Source organism: Pantoea sp. ME81 (assembly GCF_903970985.1).
Lineage (GTDB): Bacteria > Pseudomonadota > Gammaproteobacteria > Enterobacterales > Enterobacteriaceae > Pantoea > Pantoea communis.
The window spans coordinates 11482-28559 of sequence record NZ_CAJCKS010000063.1 but is presented as its reverse complement, the minus strand read 5'-3'; the positions used below and the strand labels follow the sequence as shown (position 1 = coordinate 28559).

General features: G+C 49.6%; 17 protein-coding genes. 8 read left to right on the top strand and 9 right to left on the bottom strand.

The annotated features are described in order from the left end of the window. Nucleotides 1-364: 364 nt before the first annotated feature. Nucleotides 365-817, top strand: coding sequence for a GNAT family N-acetyltransferase (locus H7A81_RS13455; protein ID WP_255478967.1), 453 nt, complete (start codon nt 365-367; stop codon nt 815-817). Nucleotides 818-967: 150 nt separating this feature from the next. Here the strand turns inward: H7A81_RS13455 and H7A81_RS13450 are convergent, their stop codons facing one another. Beyond that, nucleotides 968-1507, bottom strand: coding sequence for a hypothetical protein (locus H7A81_RS13450; protein ID WP_182057751.1), 540 nt, complete (start codon nt 1505-1507; stop codon nt 968-970). Nucleotides 1508-1821: 314 nt separating this feature from the next. Here H7A81_RS13450 and H7A81_RS13445 point away from each other — a divergent pair, with 314 nt between their 5' ends. Both H7A81_RS13445 and H7A81_RS13440 read left to right on the top strand, forming a co-directional pair. Beyond that, nucleotides 1822-2448, top strand: coding sequence for a Vat family streptogramin A O-acetyltransferase (locus tag H7A81_RS13445; protein WP_182057750.1), 627 nt, complete (start codon nt 1822-1824; stop codon nt 2446-2448). Nucleotides 2449-2606: 158 nt separating this feature from the next. Next, entirely contained in the window at nt 2607-2933 is a 327-nt protein-coding gene (locus H7A81_RS13440; RefSeq protein ID WP_220458104.1) for a hypothetical protein, read from the top strand. On the opposite strand, the gene H7A81_RS13435 is transcribed toward H7A81_RS13440, so the two are convergent. From H7A81_RS13435 to H7A81_RS13415, 5 genes are all read right to left on the bottom strand, one after another. Then, the gene (locus H7A81_RS13435) at nt 2865-3131 is read right to left on the bottom strand and encodes a DksA/TraR family C4-type zinc finger protein (protein ID WP_182057749.1); all 267 of its coding nucleotides are present in this window, start codon (nt 3129-3131) and stop codon (nt 2865-2867) included. The two genes, H7A81_RS13440 and H7A81_RS13435, sit on opposite strands and share 69 nt — an antisense overlap. A 38-nt stretch (nt 3132-3169) precedes the next feature. Then, complete coding sequence (ppk2, locus tag H7A81_RS13430; RefSeq protein ID WP_182057748.1) at nt 3170-4078, bottom strand: polyphosphate kinase 2; 909 nt, start codon at nt 4076-4078, stop codon at nt 3170-3172. A gap of 25 nt (nt 4079-4103) precedes the next feature. Then, nucleotides 4104-5723: an inorganic phosphate transporter gene (locus H7A81_RS13425; protein ID WP_182057747.1), complete on the bottom strand. Its 1620-nt coding sequence runs from the start codon at nt 5721-5723 to the stop codon at nt 4104-4106. A gap of 361 nt (nt 5724-6084) precedes the next feature. Then, nucleotides 6085-6342: a hypothetical protein gene (locus H7A81_RS13420; protein WP_034822590.1), complete on the bottom strand. Its 258-nt coding sequence runs from the start codon at nt 6340-6342 to the stop codon at nt 6085-6087. Nucleotides 6343-6503: 161 nt separating this feature from the next. Continuing rightward, on the bottom strand, nt 6504-7523 hold the full coding sequence (locus H7A81_RS13415; RefSeq protein WP_182057746.1) for a LacI family DNA-binding transcriptional regulator: 1020 nt from the start codon (nt 7521-7523) through the stop codon (nt 6504-6506). Nucleotides 7524-7946: 423 nt separating this feature from the next. Here H7A81_RS13415 and H7A81_RS13410 point away from each other — a divergent pair, with 423 nt between their 5' ends. From H7A81_RS13410 to H7A81_RS13400, 3 genes are read left to right on the top strand one after another with little or no spacing between them, the layout of a single operon-like run. After that, complete coding sequence (locus H7A81_RS13410; protein WP_182057745.1) at nt 7947-8666, top strand: gluconate 2-dehydrogenase subunit 3 family protein; 720 nt, start codon at nt 7947-7949, stop codon at nt 8664-8666. 22 nt (nt 8667-8688) lie between these two features. Continuing rightward, nucleotides 8689-10461, top strand: coding sequence for a GMC family oxidoreductase (locus H7A81_RS13405; protein ID WP_058960729.1), 1773 nt, complete (start codon nt 8689-8691; stop codon nt 10459-10461). Nucleotide 10462: 1 nt separating this feature from the next. Beyond that, on the top strand, nt 10463-11773 hold the full coding sequence (locus H7A81_RS13400; protein ID WP_182057744.1) for a cytochrome c: 1311 nt from the start codon (nt 10463-10465) through the stop codon (nt 11771-11773). A gap of 117 nt (nt 11774-11890) precedes the next feature. Here H7A81_RS13400 and H7A81_RS13395 read toward each other — a convergent pair whose 3' ends face one another. Continuing rightward, nucleotides 11891-13087, bottom strand: a complete 1197-nt coding sequence (locus H7A81_RS13395; protein ID WP_370529955.1) for a phage integrase Arm DNA-binding domain-containing protein — start codon at nt 13085-13087, stop codon at nt 11891-11893. Then, nucleotides 13008-13271 carry an excisionase gene (locus H7A81_RS13390; protein WP_182057742.1) on the bottom strand — a complete coding sequence of 88 codons (264 nt, stop codon included), beginning with the start codon at nt 13269-13271 and terminating at the stop codon, nt 13008-13010. The genes H7A81_RS13395 and H7A81_RS13390 overlap by 80 nt, the downstream gene beginning before the upstream one ends. A 108-nt stretch (nt 13272-13379) precedes the next feature. Between H7A81_RS13390 and H7A81_RS13385 the strand changes: the two genes are divergently transcribed. Together H7A81_RS13385 and H7A81_RS13380 are read left to right on the top strand one after the other, a co-directional pair. Next, a complete protein-coding gene (locus tag H7A81_RS13385) occupies nt 13380-14054 on the top strand; it encodes an SOS response-associated peptidase family protein (RefSeq protein ID WP_182057755.1) in 675 nt (224 codons plus the stop codon). Between the two features lie 13 nt (nt 14055-14067). Beyond that, nucleotides 14068-14328, top strand: a complete 261-nt coding sequence (locus H7A81_RS13380) for a YrhK family protein (RefSeq protein WP_182057741.1) — start codon at nt 14068-14070, stop codon at nt 14326-14328. A 196-nt stretch (nt 14329-14524) separates the two neighbouring features. Here the strand turns inward: H7A81_RS13380 and H7A81_RS13375 are convergent, their stop codons facing one another. Then, nucleotides 14525-16495, bottom strand: a complete 1971-nt coding sequence (locus tag H7A81_RS13375) for an autotransporter outer membrane beta-barrel domain-containing protein (RefSeq protein ID WP_255478966.1) — start codon at nt 16493-16495, stop codon at nt 14525-14527. Between the last annotated feature and the right edge of the window lie 583 nt (nt 16496-17078).

Here is a 17078-nt window from a genome sequence, read left to right as displayed (position 1 = left end):
ATGCAGTATCAGGGGGCGTAGTGCCTGAATATCCTGCTCCTCTAAAAAATCATGTGTGGCACGTATAGATGATTCCCAAACCTTCAGTAAGGTCGGGTAATCAATTGGGGTACCCACTTCCATATTTATCATGATCTTATAATCCACAAATTGACTTCGTATAGCCATGATAGCTGTGTGGTGTTATTTGTCACTATATGGCGTAAATTTGTCTGCTGTTGGCCCACAGCAGACATCCACAACAGCTAATGTCCGCTCCGAGCGAGGAACAGACATCACACTGTTGTCCCATACCCGTTTTGTGTGGATGTATTCCTTTACTGGATGCATCATGTTAGTCGCATTCATCCTTCAGGGTATAACCATGATTACAGTAGAGAAATCAGATCCGTTGTCTTCAGAATCCCATCGCTTAATCGAATTGCTATCCGCAGAACTTGCCACTATTACGGGTGATAACGGCAAAAGCAATTTCGCCGTTGAAACAATAAGTGATGAAAAAGCCGTATGGGCATTAGCGAAGAATTCCCAAGGTAGAGTTGTCGGGTGCGGTGCTATACGACCTTTAACGCAAAATATAGCCGAGCTTAAAAGAATGTATTCAGACCGAAGTGAGTCAGGAGTTGGCAGTGCTTTACTCACTTTTCTTGAAAAATCTGCAAAAGAGATGGGATATACCGAGCTTAGGCTGGAAACCCGACACATCAACCACCGGGCTGTAAATTTCTACAACAAAAAGGGTTATATCCGTATTGCGAATTACGGCCCATACATAGGTAGGACGGAAGCAGTCTGTTTCTCGAAGACATTACGCTGATTGTATTAATCGGATCTGACGTCTGCTTCTGATACGAAGCGGATAAGCTAATAGTGGTGACTGTCCGCTGTGAGCGAAAAGCGGACGCTGTCCTGCAACCATTTTCAAAAATACAGCCTGGGAAATGTAGGTGTAGCGGCAATGCAAAAATCAATTATCATCCGGTATTGAATATTTCAACTCTATATCAGGTGCATCCGTTAAGTTCCGCCCTGAGCGGGCCATTAAATACCCGGCAATCTCCTCGACACTCAGGTTAGCATTTAACATTTCAGGATTCTGGAACCAACTATCCGGCCAGAAGATTAGGTCAGATGGATTACCTGCAAAATTAGATTCGAGTAATGAAAGTGCGAAGTTTTGTTCGAACTCCTTGCCCTCGCAGACACAGATGAATGTTATTGTTTGAAGCAATTCTTCCCACGTAAAGTCAGGATAAAATTTATCCAGATTAAAAGCCATCCTGGTAAATTCTCTGGCATTTGTCCAGGAGGAGAAGTCCCTGAAATCAGAAAATGTATAGGGGTGCACAACCTGGTTATTCCATTCGACCATCATAGCCGCCAGATCAGCATCGTCCTGTTCTGCACCTTCATCAATTTTGGAAAGTATCATTTCAGCTTTTTTTGCTAGTTCACTAATCTTTTTACTACTGACTTTGGTAGGTTTCATCCTTTCCGGCAGTGGCATTGTTTTAATCCTTGAGCATTCAGAGACATCTTTATTGATCATCTGATTGGCATATTACTAAAAAGCCCATTTCGAAGCACCTGGTATTCTGTTGAAAGGTTATATCAGCAGCCTAGATCACCCCTAATTATCCTTAAATTGTCATAGTACGTTAACGTCTGCTCCTTGCACTTAGCGGCTCTCAGGACGTGAACTGTCTGCTTAGAACAAAAAGAGGGGAGTGCAATGCGCAAAAGAACGCTCATAATTAAAGCACTACCCTTATCGTGATGTGGTAGCCTTCAAGCAACAAACTATTTTTATCAGGAGGAATTATGCGCGGACCAGATCCATCCAATACACACCCAATGGAGGGATTCCCACAGGTTTGCTTCATCAAAAACACGATAAAAAACCCTAACATCATCGTGGGTGATTTTACTTATTACGATGATCCAGAGGACTCGGAAAACTTCGAGCGTAACGTTCTCTATCATTTTCCTTTTATTGGAGACAAGCTGATCATTGGTAAGTTTTGCGCCATAGCTAAAGGCGTTCAATTCATAATGAATGGGGCAAATCATAAACTTTCTGGCTTCTCTACTTTCCCGTTTTATATTTTCGGAAACGGATGGGAAAACGCCATGCCACAAGCGGGTGATTTACCCTACAAAGGCGACACTGTGATTGGCAACGATGTATGGATCGGCTTTGACGCTCTGATTATGCCAGGTGTGAAAATCGGTAATGGCGCGATTATTTCATCACGTTCGGTCGTCACCTCCGATGTGCCTGCCTATACGATTGCGGGTGGCAACCCTGCAAAAATTATTAAGAAACGCTTCCCAGAGGAAACTATAGCGACACTGGAAAAGCTGGCGTGGTGGAACTGGCCGGTTGAAAAGATCACCAAAAATATCACGGCAATAATGTCCGATGATATTGAAAAATTGCGTAATTAACGGCCCTTCTCTGCAGAAATACCGAAGTTTAAACTTTAGGTGCGCTATCGGAGCATCGTCCGCACTTGCTACCAGGCAGCGAAATAAAGGATTTAAAAACAGTGTTTTCAACGATAGGCTTTTGCGTTGTCTCACTTTGACTCAGGAGCGTAGCCAATATGTTCGACCATCCTACCCAACCCGAAGTCGCTGAATGGTTTGCCAGTCTGGGTATTGAAGAAGTGTCATACAGTGTGTGTGGTATCGTCCTCACGAACGAACCGCCTGAGCACTGGTTCTATAAGCGCAACAAACTGCGACCTGAGAGTCTTAAGCTGGAATTGCGCATCCCATCGAGCGGGAACTGGCTGGTCGATTTGTCACGTCATGACCAGCTGTTCAATGTTCAGTGGCGTCCTGAAGGGATTACGACTTATCTACCGCAACTGGCTATCCTTGCTGCCACGGCGGTTATACCCGCTGTGGCTGGCTTCTTGTTTATCTAACGCACTTTGGCACTTCACGCAGTAACGCACCCCAGGCAACGCGCTGCGACGCGCTTCGGGGATCGGCTCCCCGCACTCGTCGCAATACGCTGCACTTGCGCCATGGTTGAGGTGACTTCTGGCGCGCGCAATCGCATCATCCACGGTCGCATCAATCTGCTTTTGCACTGCACCATCTTCAGACCAGCCGCCTGCCATAACCCCTCCTGATATTCATCGACTGGTCAAAGTATAGTTCAGTAGCTATCAGGCACGATCATGCTCTCTGGCACCGGATGACGGGCATAATTTTCATGATGAATGCGGGAAGGTAATGAAATCTGCTCGCCTTCTGCGGCTTCATACGGCACCTGTTGCAGTAGGTGAGAAATGCAGTTCAGACGCGCTTTCTTCTTATCAACGCCTTGTACCACCCACCATGGCGCCTCAGAAATATTGGTGCGCTCCAGCATCATCTCTTTGGCGGCGGTGTAATCCTCCCAGCGGCGGCGGCTTTCCAAATCCATCGGACTCAGCTTCCACTGCTTCAGCGGATCATGAATGCGGCTAAGGAAGCGCATTTCCTGCTCTTCATCGGTGATGGAGATCCAGTATTTCACGATCTGAATGCCGCTGCGCACCAGCATGCGTTCAAACTCTGGCGTGCTGTGGAAGAACTCCTCGTACTCCGCATCGCTGCAAAATCCCATCACCTTTTCGACGCCCGCGCGGTTGTACCAGCTACGGTCGAACAACACGATCTCGCCCGCTGACGGCAGATGAGAGACGTAACGTTGAAAATACCACTGCGTGCGCTCACGTTCATTTGGCGCGGGCAGTGCCGCCACGCGGCAATAGCGCGGATTGAGTCGCTGCATGATACGTTTAATCACGCCGCCTTTGCCTGCCGCATCGCGGCCTTCAAAAATCACCACCAGACGATGGCCGGTGCGGATCATCCAGTTTTGCAGCTTCACCAACTCGCCCTGAAGATGCAGCAGCTCCATAAAATAGCGGCGACGCCACGCCATCTCTTGCGGATCGTTATTGGCCGCCAGACCAACATCCGCTAACTCCATCTCCAGCGATTCGTCATAGCTGTCATAGAATTCCTGTAAAAAGCGCGCATCAAACATATTGTTGTTATTCATTTCATGTGCAGACATCGTCTTATCCCTGTCGAAGCGAGCGTTACAGTGAAGTCATGATCCAGTAGAGGGCGGCAGAGAGCAGCGCGGCGGCAGGCAAGGTGAGCACCCAGGCCAAGACCATATTGCGCAGCGTACCGAACTGTAAGCCGCTGCGATTGGCGGCCATGGTGCCCGCAATCCCTGAAGAGAGCACGTGCGTGGTTGAGACCGGCAGACCAAAAGCATCGGCTGCGCCAATGGTACCCATTGCTACCATTTGCGCACTGATGCCTTGCGCATAGTTGAGCTGGCTTTTGCCAATCTTCTCACCCAGCGTGGTGACAATGCGACGCCAGCCGACCATGGTGCCTAATCCCAAAGCCAGTGCCACCGCGACTTTGACCCAGGTCGGGATAAATTGCGTTGCACCGTTCAGCGCGGTTTTCAGCGCCTGCAGATTTTGCTGGGTGGCAGCCGGTAAAATCAGCGAGTGATCGGCTTGCAGACGTTTGATGGTTTCAGCTGCCAGATACATCTCATTACGCATGGCAGGTTTCTGATCGGCGGGGATTGTCTGCAACGCGCCATATTGCTTCAGCGTGGCGCCGATGTTGCCACTGACCTGAGCCAGCGCGGCGATCACCGTCGTATCGCGTTGGCCAGTGCGCAAATACGTCGCTAACACATCATCAGGCTGAGCAGGAGTGGGAGCGTTGCTGAACTGCAGCAGTTGTGACTGGCTGCTTTCGGTGAGTGTGATCAAATGTGGAATATCGGACTGGGGCACGGAACGATTGAGAGAATAGGTTACGGGCAGGGCAGCCACCAGAATCAGCATCATCAGCCCCATGCCTTTTTGGCCATCATTCGAGCCATGTGCAAAAGAGACGCCGGTGCAGGACAGCACCATCAAACCGCGAATCCACATCGGCGGCGCACCTTCATCTTTGCTGGTGGCATACAACTCAGGTTTTTTCACCACGCGCTTCATCAACACCAGCAACAGAGCAGCACAAATGAAGCCGACAATCGGTGACAGGATCAGCGCATTGCCGATGTTTAATGCCTGTCCCCAGTTTACGCCGCTCATGGCGCTGCGTCCGTGCATCACGGCATTGGCGATGCCCACGCCAATAATGGAACCAATTAAGGTGTGCGATGAGGAGGCGGGCAGGCCCAACCACCAGGTGGCGAGGTTCCAGATGATCGCCGAGAACAGCAGGGCGTAGATCATTACAAAGCTTTCGCTGCTGCCGGTTTGCATAATGAGTTCAATCGGCAACAGGGAGATAATGCCGAAAGCCACCGCGCCAGAAGAGCATAAAACACCAAGGAAATTGAAAATTCCTGACCACACCACCGCCACGGTCGGAGAGAGTGAGCGGGTATAAATGACGGTAGCCACAGCGTTGGCCGTGTCGTGGAAACCATTGACGAACTCGAAACCCAATGCCGCTAACAAGGCAAACCCCAGGAGCATCAGCGGTAGCACACTGCTAAATGTGACCCCGGTTTGATGGATATCACCGATTAATTGCGTTCCTGCAAAGAGAATGCCGGCGAGTAAAACCATGCCGAACAGGAAAAGCGGTTTCTTACTGTTTTTTGCAGGGAGTTGAATCGCGGAAGACAACGGTGAAGCGGCAACATGTAAAGTCTGAGGCGTAACGTAATCACTCATTAGTGAAAATTTCCTATAGATCGCTAAAGCAGCATAAGCACAACGATATGTGCGGCTAACATATAGAAAATTTATGAAAGTTTTATGACAGAACTGTCAAAATTTAGTCATATAAATGAAATTTTTGAGATGCAATAAAATCGATATTTGTTTGTTTTATAATTAAAAACAATTGGTTATGTGATTCTTTCGCAGTGGCGGATTCGCCAGTTTGAGTTTTATTTCTGCCATAAATTTGTCACATTTTGGTTTGACTGATTACTATAGATTATATTTTCAGCAGAAGACCATTACCGTGCTAATGAGATCTAAGCTTGAAGACCCTGCGTTAATGTTGGCGTTAACTTATAGAACCAGACGACTATTTGTGGCGTCTTTTCAACTCATCAAATAACCATTCTTTGCTGATGGGGCCGGAACTTAACTTCTGAATCATGGCATTATCGGCATAGTTAAGTAGCCATTCTCCGAGTTCCGCCATGCCCGCTTCATAAGAGCCGTGCACCTCAACAAACTTTTCCGACAAAATCAGTAGCTCCATGCGCAGCGCGTTACTGCGGGTCATGAACTCCAGATAGCCTTCGCGATCGGTTTCATAATCGGGGATTTTCGACAGCACAATGACCTCTTCTTCCTGAATGGTGGCCTGCCAGTGTAAACCGCTCTGTCCTTTATGTGCAGAATAATCATGCTGAACAAGTGAATATTTAATTGTTGCGGTTCGCTTATCTTGCTTTCGCTTTAGCCTCTTATTTTGTGGGGTAACGCTGTACCTACTGACTAATCCAGATTCTCCGCCGTCACAATGCGCAGTTCAACGCGGCCGTCCTGATACAGATCGGGTTCAAAGCCCTGTTCCAGATGCCGTATCAACAGGTCAGTGGCCAGCACGGCGTGCTGACGGGCGTTTTGATCCAGCGTGTAGGAGAGCGCGCCACTTTGCAGCAGATCTTTCGTCACATCATACAATTCGTGGGTGATGTAGCAGCAGCGGCCCAGCAACTGGTGTTGCTGCAATACAGCACTGATATCGCTGTTGTTGTCGCCAGAGTTATACAAACCGACCACATTACTTGATTGCTGTAACGTGTGATTCAGCAGCGTTCGGATTTTGTGCCGTTCATCTTCCCCCGCCAATACTTCACGCAACTGTAACCAGGGGGCGCGTTGGGTGATGGCATCACGAAAACCTGAAATACGTTGAATATGTGCGCTGAAATCAAAACGCCCGCTAACCATGATCACGTCACCCTTGTGGGGCATAGTCTGGCTCATTAATAAGCCTGCGGTACGCCCAGCCTGATATTGATTTATTCCAACATGGCAGAATCGATGTGAATTAGGTAAGTCTGAAACCAGTGAAACCACCGGGACGCCTTTATCTTTACACCAGGATAAGGCTTCGTGAATAACAGGATAGTCATGCCCATAAACAATAATACCGTCGCGCAACTCACCGCTTTTTTTTATCTTTTCCGCCAGTTTTTCCGGCGGATTTTCACTCACCAGCGTACGAAATAATTTAATTTTACGATAACCAAGGCGATCGGCAATATTGGCAAATTCATCGGCTAACTGCTGAAAAAACCAGGTGCCATTACTGCTCAGGAATACCTCAATCTGCCAGGGATGCTGCGTGTCATCCGGCAGTAAACGCTGTAACCCGGCCTGACGCGCGGCGCGCAACACTTTGCGTACCGTTTCCGGACGAACCCCGCCACGCTCATTCAGCACCCGGTCAACCGTGGCGATCCCAACCCCGGCCAGTTCGGCCACTTTAATCAGGGTGAGTTTTTTCATTTGTTTCTGAGCCCCAGTAAAATTCATGTTCACTATTTCAACTACGCAGAGTGCGCATCAGGTCACAGCCTGGCGTCTATTTTCGCCGTATTATGCGCAACGTTTCGTGACTGGCAAGATGTTAAATGTTGCGAGACGAAACCACACTCTACATCGTCCAGTCCGGCTTATTAAAAACTTCAATGATGGGAAACCATCAACAAAAACCTTTCAAAGCGAAGGGGGAGTCATTACTCTTTGCTGCGTTGTAAATATTTAATTAATTACGTGATTTGAATGTAAAAACTTACCTCAGTATTTATCTAATAAAAGCCCACCGGGCAGCGTCATTATTTATCCAATAAACCTTATTTATATGGCTCAATGCCAGGCACAAATACGTCTGTTATTTGACCTGGTTTGCAATGTGAAAGCAGGGAAAACATGAAACGCAGAGAATTTCTCACTTCCATCACCGCATTGGGAGTGGCTTCCACGATCCCGACATTGGCGCAGGCCGATGAGGTGAAGGGTGGTCAGCCCTGGGAACCCGGCAAAATCCAAACGCCGCCCGCACCGCCGAGAAAAGGGGGGCTGCAATATCTCACTCAGCATGAATTTGACACGGTAGGCGCCATCGCTGAACGATTTATCCCAGCGGATGAAACCAGCCTGAGTGGCAAAGAGGCAGGGTGCGCCATCTTTATCGACCGCCAACTCGCGGGTGATTACGGCAACGCAGTGGCGATCTACCGTTTAGGCAAATTTGTCAAAGGCACCGCTGAGCAGGGTCCGCAATCTCCGCTGACGCCTGCACAACGTTATCGTCTTGGCATTGCTGCGCTGGATAAAGCCCTTCAGCAACAATATGGCAAAGACTTCCTCTCACTACGTGGTGATCAGCAGGATCAGGTGCTGACCGCAATGGAGCAGAACAGCCTCGATCTCGGTGAGGAAGTTGAAACCAAAGTGTTCTTTGAACTGTTGCTGCAGAACGTGCGTGAGGGCTTCTTGTCTGACCCGATTTATGGGGGGAACAAAGACATGACCAGCTGGAAAATGATTGGCTTCCCTGGCGCTCGCTACGACTTCCGCGATCTGCTGCCGAAAAAAGGACAGAAGCTCAACATCATTCCTACCAGCCTGATTGATAACACCCTTTAATTTGTTTGCTGAGCAATAAACTATGAATAACGTCCGTCCAAAAGCTGATGTCGCCATCGTCGGCCTGGGGTGGTGCGGCTCTTTGATCGCCGAAGAGCTGACCCGCGCAGGTCTGAATGTCGTTGCCATTGAACGTGGCCCGTGGTTTGAAACCGCGACAGATTTTCCCCCTTCGGTCGATACCGATGAACTGCGTTGGGATACGCGCCGCAGTATGCTGCTGCCGCCCGCCGTCGAAACCACCACTTTCCGTAATAACACCACGCAAACGGCTCTGCCAACTCGTGAGTGGAACCTGAATGAGCTGGGTTACAACGTGGGAGGCTCGGGCACCCACTGGGCTGGGATGGCCTGGCGTTTTACGCCGTTCGATTTCGAGCCTTACAGCCAGACCGTGAAGCGTTATGGAAAACAGCAGATTGCCAAAGGGGTGATTCTGCAAGACTGGGGAGTGACTTACGACGAGCTGGAACCGTTTTACGATCGCTTTGAAAAGATCGCCGGCGTGTCAGGCAAGGCCGGTAAGCTGAACGGCGAAGTCATTGAAGGCGGCAACCCTTACGAGGGCAACCGCTCAAGCGAATACCCTTTGCCTGCGCTAGAGAGTATGCGTCTAACGGATATTTTTGCCGAAGGCGCGAAGAAGATCGGCTTGAAACCCTTCATGGTTCCCGCTGGCCAGGCGTCACGCGCTTATGTTAACCCACTGGGTGTGCGCATGGGTCCTTGCACCTATTGCGGCTACTGCCTGTATTACGGCTGCGGTAACTTCTCAAAATCCAGCCCTAACGCCTGTGTCATCCCAGCGTTAATGCAACGTGAGAACTTCACGGTATTAACGGACTCCGCGGTGGTTCGCGTCAATAAAGCGGAAGACGGTAAAACCGCCACCGGCGTGACCTATCTCGATAAGAACAAAAAAGAGTGGGTACAGCCCGCAGACATCGTGATCTTGTCAGCCTTCCAGATGCAAAACGTCCGTCTGCTGCTGCTGTCCAAAATTGGGGTGCCTTACAACCCGGTGACCAAAACCGGCGTGGTAGGGCGTGCCTACAGCTTCCAGACGGTATCGGGTGCAGCGATCCACTTCAAAGATGAAAATCTGAATCAGTATATCGGTGCCGGAGCCCTTTCTTCGCAGGTGGACGACTGGAACGGCGATAACTTTGACCATACCGGTCTGGGCTTTATCGGTGGCGCAGGGATTCTGGTCGTGGCGCGTGGCGCGCGTCCTATCGGCAACGCCGATGCACTGCCGCCGGGCTCGCCACGCTGGGGTAAAGAGTGGAAGAAGGCTTATACCCACGCGTTCCAGAACACCACCTTCATTTTCGGCCAGGGCACCAGCTTCTCGCACGAAGATTACTATCTTGACCTTGATCCTGAGTACAAGGATGACAACGGCAATGCACTGCTGCGTGTCACCTTCGACTACAACGATAACGATCGACGTTCAGCGAAATTTATCGAAGAGAAAAGCGTCGAGATCGGTAAAGCCATGGGCGCGGAAATCGTCATCGGAACCAACTCTGCTTCGGGTGCTTACTCGCCGTATAACTTTGCCAGCGACCACACCATTGGCGGTGCGGTGATGGGCAACGATCCGAAAACGTCGGTGCTCAACCGTTATCAGCAGTGTTGGGATGCGCACAACGTGTTTGTGCTGGGGGCGTCTTCCTTCCCAAACAATGCGGGATACAACCCGACGGGCACGATTGGCGCACTGAGTTTGTGGACGGCGAAAGCCATTATCGAGCAGTACCTGAAAAATCCAGGTCCGTTGGTGAAGGTGTGAGATGAAGAAAACCAAACTCATTGCGGGCGTAGCGGTGATTGCTGCGGCTGTGGCAGCGGGCATGCTGTGGATGAACGGCGATACCTCCGCTGATGATGTCGCCAGCAACAACGTACTCACTAGCCAACCGCCAACGGCGGCAGACAGTGCCGCAATTGAACGCGGACGTTATGTGGCGATTGCCAGTGACTGCACGGCTTGTCATACCATGCCGGAAAGCAAACTGCCGCTGGCCGGGGGCTACTCCATCAGCACGCCGTTTGGCGGTATTTACGCCAGCAACATCACGCCGGATAGCGAAACCGGTATCGGTAGCTGGACAGAGCGTGATTTCTTCCGCGCCGTGCGTCACGGTAAGGGCAAAGAAGGGGAGCACCTTTATCCTGCGATGCCCTACAACGCTTATGTGAAGCTGACGGATCAGGACATGCACGATCTGTGGATGTACCTGCGCTCGGTTAAGCCAATTCACTATCAGGTGCCGGAAACCAACCTGGGCTTTCCGTATAACATTCGTCTGGCGATGATGGGCTGGAACCTGCTGTTTTTCCGCAACGCAGGTTTCCAGCCAGACAGCAGCAAAAGTGCTGAATGGAACCGAGGCGCTTATCTGGTGGAAGGGCCAGAACACTGTGCCGCCTGCCACACGGCTAAGAACCTGATTGGCGGCGACAGCAGTGATTATCTGCAGGGCGGTAATCTGGGGGAGTGGCATGCCCCCGACATCACACCGAACCCGCATACCGGTATCGGAAGTTGGTCTGAGCAACAGGTGGTGGATTACCTCAAGCTCGGCAGTAACCATGTGGCGGTCGCGTCTGGCCCGATGGCGGAAGCTGTGACTAACTCCACACAACACTTAACCGACGCTGATTTGCGCGCAATTGCGGTGTATCTCAAGCAGGTTCCTGCCTCAACCACGACGTTGCCGCAGCCGTTGTCGATGGACAATGGGCAAATGAAGATGGGTGAAAATGTCTATTCAGCCAACTGCACGGCCTGCCATAACAGCGATGGCAAAGGGATCCCCAACCTCGCGGCGAGCCTGGCGAATAACCCTGGCCTGTTAGCGGATGATGCTTCTTCCATCATCACGACGGTCCTGCAGGGGGGACGCGGCGCGGTCACGGCAGGCAACCCAACCAGCGGTGCGATGCCTTCGTTTGCCTGGAAGCTTTCGGACGAACAGGTGGCAGCCGTGGCAACCTACCTGCGTAACAGCTGGGGCAATGCGGCAAAACCGGTGACACCGGATGAGGTGGCAGACAAGCGAGCCCTGCTGCGCCTGCCTCCGCAGATGGCCGCGCATTAATCGGGTGTGAATCACAGGCCGTCCGGAAGGGCGGCCTGAATCCTTTCCCCAAAACTCCTCCAAAATTCTTCCCCAAAATGATTTTTTGAATTCTGGCAAAATTTGCCCCTCATTCCGTTAAAGCACGAGCGTTTTCCACCCCTTACCCCGTTCGTCGTTGTACAGGTCGGTCATGGACATCGACTTGTGTCCCAGCAGCAATTGCGTATCGATACCCTGTGCGCGATACAGGCGTTCGGCCAGAGACCGTTGCTCATGAAAGGAGGGTGGCGTTCGATCTGCATCAACACGTATACCCGCTGCGTCTCTTGCCGTCTGGAAGTATTTGGACAATTTGTTTTCAGATACCGATGCCCCGCCTTTCACACCGCCAAAGGTTCTGTAATGGTGGATCATGTAAGGGCTCAAAACCCTGTCGCGGCACACTGCGATAGCGTCAGCGAGTGTCATATCCAGCGCATCACACCTGAGTCCGGTCGGGATGGCGATACGGAAGCCGGTTTTTGACTGCCTGACATGCAAATGACCGTCCCACACATCGCTGAATTTCATTCTGACGATGTCCCCGCGTCGCTGTCCCGTCATTAAAGCCAGAAGCATGGAATTGGCAGCGGGGCGGGGGCACAGTGTTTTTGCACATTCAAATATTTTCTTCCACTCATCAAAGAAGAGACGGCTGCGCCTGACTTTCACCTGTGCCTTACGTGTGGCACTGGCGGGATTAAATCCCTGCTCAACCTCACCGGCGTGTTGTGCTTCTCTGAAGACATCTATCCAGACCCCCCGAAGCAATTGCGACATACGCGCTTTATCGGCGTGCTTATATTCATCGAGAATGACGGCAATGGATTTGGTATTAAGGTTCTTTAACCGGATATCCGGATAACGTTTTACTAAAATCCCTGCGCATTGGAGACGAGTCTTGTAGGTAGAACTGGCTATCTCCTTCGCTTCCAGACGTTCTTTGCATATGCTTTTATAACGGTCGATCCAGGCGGACAGCCGTATGCCGGGGTCGGTTTTCGTTTCTGACTTAATGGCTAAATCAACAAGCAGGTTAATTTGTGTGGTCTGCTGCAGCGCGATGATTCGGTTGGCTTCAATAGCCGCTTCTTTCGCCGCGGATTCATTTGTGCCAAATCCAATAAACTGGTTGGTCAGAGGATGACGATACTGCCAGTAAACTTTGCTTGTGCGCTTATCCAGTTTGCAATAGAGGTTAGGGATGACAACGTTATGTTGTCTTGGACGGGCCGCCATAAACTGCTTTCTCCAGTAAAACTCGCGCGTGACGGGAAAGATTTGCTGAGACATCAGGCCTTGCTGATAAACCTATAAACCGGGCATTCTCATCCACCACCCAGCGCCTGCCTTGTTTGACGGGAGGAGGGTATATCTGGCCGGTCTTTGCATAGACGCCTAGCGTTACAACGGTGGGGGGATAACGAAAACCATTGGGTCCCCGTGCCCATTCAGCAAGTGGGATCAGTTGCGCCATTTTATTTATCCTTGAATTCAGGTTGCTGCATCATTCATGACACGGAGCTCCATGAGCCCCGATAAAGCATTGCTCTCTAACACGCTATCCTTAAAACAGGAGGTGCCTATGTGTGGACGATTCGCGCAGTACAGCAGCAGAGACGAGTATTTTGAATCCCTTGGGCTGACGCCTGAGGACATCCTCTATGATCCGGAGCCGATAGGACGGTTTAACGTTGCCCCGGGCACAAAGGTGCTGCTGCTCAACGAGCGAGATGAGGAACTCCATCTGGATCCGGTTTACTGGGGGTACGGGCCTGAATGGTGGGACAAGCCGCCGCTCATTAACGCGCGCGGCGAAACAGCGGCTACAGGCCGAATGTTTAAGCCACTCTGGAACCATGGACGTGCCATCGTGCCGGCTGACGCCTGGTATGAATGGAAGCGAGACGGGGAAAAGAAACAGCCCTACCTGATTTATCACAAGAAGAAAGAACCCCTGTTCTTCGCTGCTATCGGTAAAGCGCCTTACGATAAAGACCACAGCCAAGAGGGGTTTGTCATCGTGACTGCCGCCAGCAATAAAGGCATGGTGGATATCCATGACAGGCGGCCACTGGCACTGACGGCTGATGCTGTACGCGAATGGTTAAGTGAAGAAACTTCGCCTGAACGGGCGCAGGAAATTGCTCATGACGCTGCACTGCCAGAAAAGGATTTTGCCTGGCATCCTGTTACAACCAAAGTGGGTAACATCCATATTCAGGGTGCTACGCTTATTGAGGAAATCAAAACTGAATAAGCAGGGAGGCTAAATGGCAAAACGAGACGCAGAGATCAGCATTGGTGCCGATCACATCATTATTGAAAGACGTTATCGCGCCTTGGGTGCATTTAACGATTTGCTCATTGCGGTATGGTTTCTGGTGGGCAGCATTTTCTTTTTTTACGATAAGCTGATGACCGAGGGAACGGGGTTGTTTGTTGCTGGCAGCCTGCAGCTGCTTCTGAGGCCTGTGATAACGCTGTGTGAACTTATTCATGTGACACGTGCGCGAAAACGAAGCGTCAAATAATGCGGGGCTCTATTTATGCCTCTCGTAGATATTGACGCTTTTTGTGAGTTGTATTAAAAGTATTACCGCCTGACAGGTCATGTTTAACCGTCCAATCATTCATCTCGCTTGTCAGGCCGTAGCCCCGTCCTCTGGATGGGGCTATTGTTTAGAAGAAGGACTACCAGCCAATAAAAATGCCTGCGGCCACCTCTATTTAGAATGTGGCATTGATACCGACATTCCATGTAATCGGATGAAAATCAGCTTTAGTCGCGACCGTAGAAACTCCTGCAAAAGCATTGATGTTATTGCTTAAAGGAATATTTAATCCCATTGCCACATCTACCCAATCCTTGTTGGCAGTTTTAAAAGTTCGAATAAACGATGTCTGCGTTGATTTCAGTCCAGCCCTAACGCTTGTTTCTTTGTCTCCAAACTGATGCGAATAAGTAAGCTGTGCCCATGGATTTACCGTAAATTGCTTGCTTTCGAGACGCCAGCCAATTGAACCGATTTGTGAACGGTAAGTTTGATCTGAAAAGTGCATTGATGTGCTGCGATTATCAATCTCGCTATAACCCTTCACATAAGTTTTATCCAGAGAGTAGCCGACAACTGGACCCGTTTTTACACGCTCGCTAAGAGGAAAGTTCCAACCAGTCTGAAGCCGTATGCCCAGTTGATTTCCCTTGGTATTTCCCAGTTCGGTCCGAAGCGCACGGCCAATTTTTATTTTGCGTTGGATATGATCGTAATCGATGGAGCTGTAATGGAAGTCGGCATTTACCCAGCCATCCTGCAAGAATGAGAACTGACTGTAAACGCCAGACAGGCTGCCATGGAATTTGTAACCGTAAACTGATGGTAACCCCATTCGCTGGTTGCTGTTAGAAAAGATCACTCCACTTTGTAAACTGTCAGTGAGCTGATACCCGATGCCCACTGTAGCGTTGGTTGTCGTCGACTTTCCGTTTGGCCATACGCTGGGATTAGTTTTAAACCGTCCTCCTGCATAACCGCCAAACAAGGAGAGCTTGCCTACATCAGCGGGCTTAGAATGTTGTTGCAGGAGATGACCGTCTAAAGTGCTATGCATATCAGTGTTCATCAGCTGAGCTGATGTTGAAAGGGAAGCGGCCTGGGCAGGAGCCAAAAGTACAGATTGAAAATAATCTGCCATCATACGGTGCACTGTGGAGCTGGGGTGCAATCGGTCTGAAAAGAGGTAATTACGTTCTTTTCCGCCCCCCGTATCTGATGGGTGGCATTTATCCGCAGAATGAACCAGCGGACATGCAGTGCCAATGGTGTTACTCAGCCCGTATTGATTTGGGCTGGCGATCACTTCGTTAAACAAGCCGGCTATATCCATCCTTGCGATATTTCCGTTCAGTTTTTCCAGTTGAGACTCTTGCTGCTGATTGTAGCGATCAGTTAATCCGTTCACCTGCGAACTGAGTTTTTTCCAGTCATCAAATAGCTGCTGAGCGATTACCTCTTGCTTTTCAGGAATATCTGACATTTTCCCCGCAGCGGCATGAAAGGCCTCGTGTAAGGTTTGCTGGCGAGATGCCTCATCAGAGGTCGTCGAATTATTCAATACCTGAAATGCTGCGGCCATGGATGGCGCATCGAGATGATTCAGCAAAATCTGCACAATATATGGTGTCATGCCAAGTTGAGGAACATTGGGTACAATAATTAAACCTGCACCAGCGTTTAACAGCGTTTTTACCTGTGACACGGATGAATCAGAGCTGTTCTTAATCATGTCGGAGGCCTGGGATGAATTCTTTAACGCTGCCGCAATATCATTCGCTCCGACCCAGTGAACATACAAGCTGTTGCTATCGGCATGTCCTCCTCTTGATTGCAAATAAGAGGTCAATTGGTTCTCTGTATTCAGGATTGGGTTGACTTTTTGTGATGCTGTCGCACCTGCCTGGGCATAGTTACGGCCTCCGTTATTCGAAGGTTGCAAGTTATCACCTAAGCGTTGTGAAATAATTTCATCGTAAAGTAAATTCTGGTCGGCGTTATTTGTGAAGCGTCCGATATTACCCCCGTCGCTGAGACTGTCGCCAAAGACAGTTACGTTATCCCACGCACACACATTGGACGTTTTAATAGCGAGAATAAAAGCTATCGAAGTCGCGATTGACAATTGTTTTTTGTTAACTTTCACTTTAACTCCTATGATTTTGAAAATAGGGTGGCCTTAATGATTGCGTGAGGTTGCTAAATACGCTTCTTAACTAATGGCGCGAGTCGACAATGTTGACTCTTTATCCTCATAAGGTTAAAATTGTCATTTTTAAAGGCCCTAATAAGTGATGATAAAGAGGCGGGGTTTCGATAATCTATGAAATGATAATTCAACCCCTCGATTTCAACATTACGAAATAAATTACTCCTTGGAATTTATTTGGCAGGAGTTATTCCTCAATGAATTATTAAAGTGTTGGTTTTTTATCACCAGCCAATCAAAATTCGCGCTGTCACCTCATCATGCTCTCACTATTTTCATGGCTCACTTTCAGGTGTGTCGTTAAATTATTAATGGCGTACTCGCTAAGGTTGACGATGAGAGATATTGACTGGTCCTTTTTTTAGTTGTAGATACTTTCTTTTGATTGATTACTGTAATTGAACGATGAGCTAGAGTTTCACGCCTGAACGAGTGGCATTTATCAATACCCTTTATTTATGATATAAGGTCGGCCGAGTTTTTATAGTAATTTCAGGATAAGATGGCTTAGGCTCCCATA

Excerpts from the sequence above, each read along its gene's own strand:
- H7A81_RS13455 (WP_255478967.1), top strand. The coding sequence starts at position 365 with ATGATTACAGTAGAGAAATCAGATCCGTTGTCTTCAGAATCCCATCGC.
- H7A81_RS13450 (WP_182057751.1), bottom strand. The coding sequence starts at position 1,507 with ATGCCACTGCCGGAAAGGATGAAACCTACCAAAGTCAGTAGTAAAAAG.
- H7A81_RS13445 (WP_182057750.1), top strand. The coding sequence starts at position 1,822 with ATGCGCGGACCAGATCCATCCAATACACACCCAATGGAGGGATTCCCA.
- H7A81_RS13440 (WP_220458104.1), top strand. The coding sequence starts at position 2,607 with ATGTTCGACCATCCTACCCAACCCGAAGTCGCTGAATGGTTTGCCAGT.
- H7A81_RS13435 (WP_182057749.1), bottom strand. The coding sequence starts at position 3,131 with ATGGCAGGCGGCTGGTCTGAAGATGGTGCAGTGCAAAAGCAGATTGAT.
- ppk2 (WP_182057748.1), bottom strand. The coding sequence starts at position 4,078 with ATGTCTGCACATGAAATGAATAACAACAATATGTTTGATGCGCGCTTT.
- H7A81_RS13425 (WP_182057747.1), bottom strand. The coding sequence starts at position 5,723 with ATGAGTGATTACGTTACGCCTCAGACTTTACATGTTGCCGCTTCACCG.
- H7A81_RS13415 (WP_182057746.1), bottom strand. The coding sequence starts at position 7,523 with ATGAAAAAACTCACCCTGATTAAAGTGGCCGAACTGGCCGGGGTTGGG.
- H7A81_RS13410 (WP_182057745.1), top strand. The coding sequence starts at position 7,947 with ATGAAACGCAGAGAATTTCTCACTTCCATCACCGCATTGGGAGTGGCT.
- H7A81_RS13405 (WP_058960729.1), top strand. The coding sequence starts at position 8,689 with ATGAATAACGTCCGTCCAAAAGCTGATGTCGCCATCGTCGGCCTGGGG.
- H7A81_RS13400 (WP_182057744.1), top strand. The coding sequence starts at position 10,463 with ATGAAGAAAACCAAACTCATTGCGGGCGTAGCGGTGATTGCTGCGGCT.
- H7A81_RS13395 (WP_370529955.1), bottom strand. The coding sequence starts at position 13,087 with ATGTCTCAGCAAATCTTTCCCGTCACGCGCGAGTTTTACTGGAGAAAG.
- H7A81_RS13390 (WP_182057742.1), bottom strand. The coding sequence starts at position 13,271 with ATGGCGCAACTGATCCCACTTGCTGAATGGGCACGGGGACCCAATGGT.
- H7A81_RS13385 (WP_182057755.1), top strand. The coding sequence starts at position 13,380 with ATGTGTGGACGATTCGCGCAGTACAGCAGCAGAGACGAGTATTTTGAA.
- H7A81_RS13380 (WP_182057741.1), top strand. The coding sequence starts at position 14,068 with ATGGCAAAACGAGACGCAGAGATCAGCATTGGTGCCGATCACATCATT.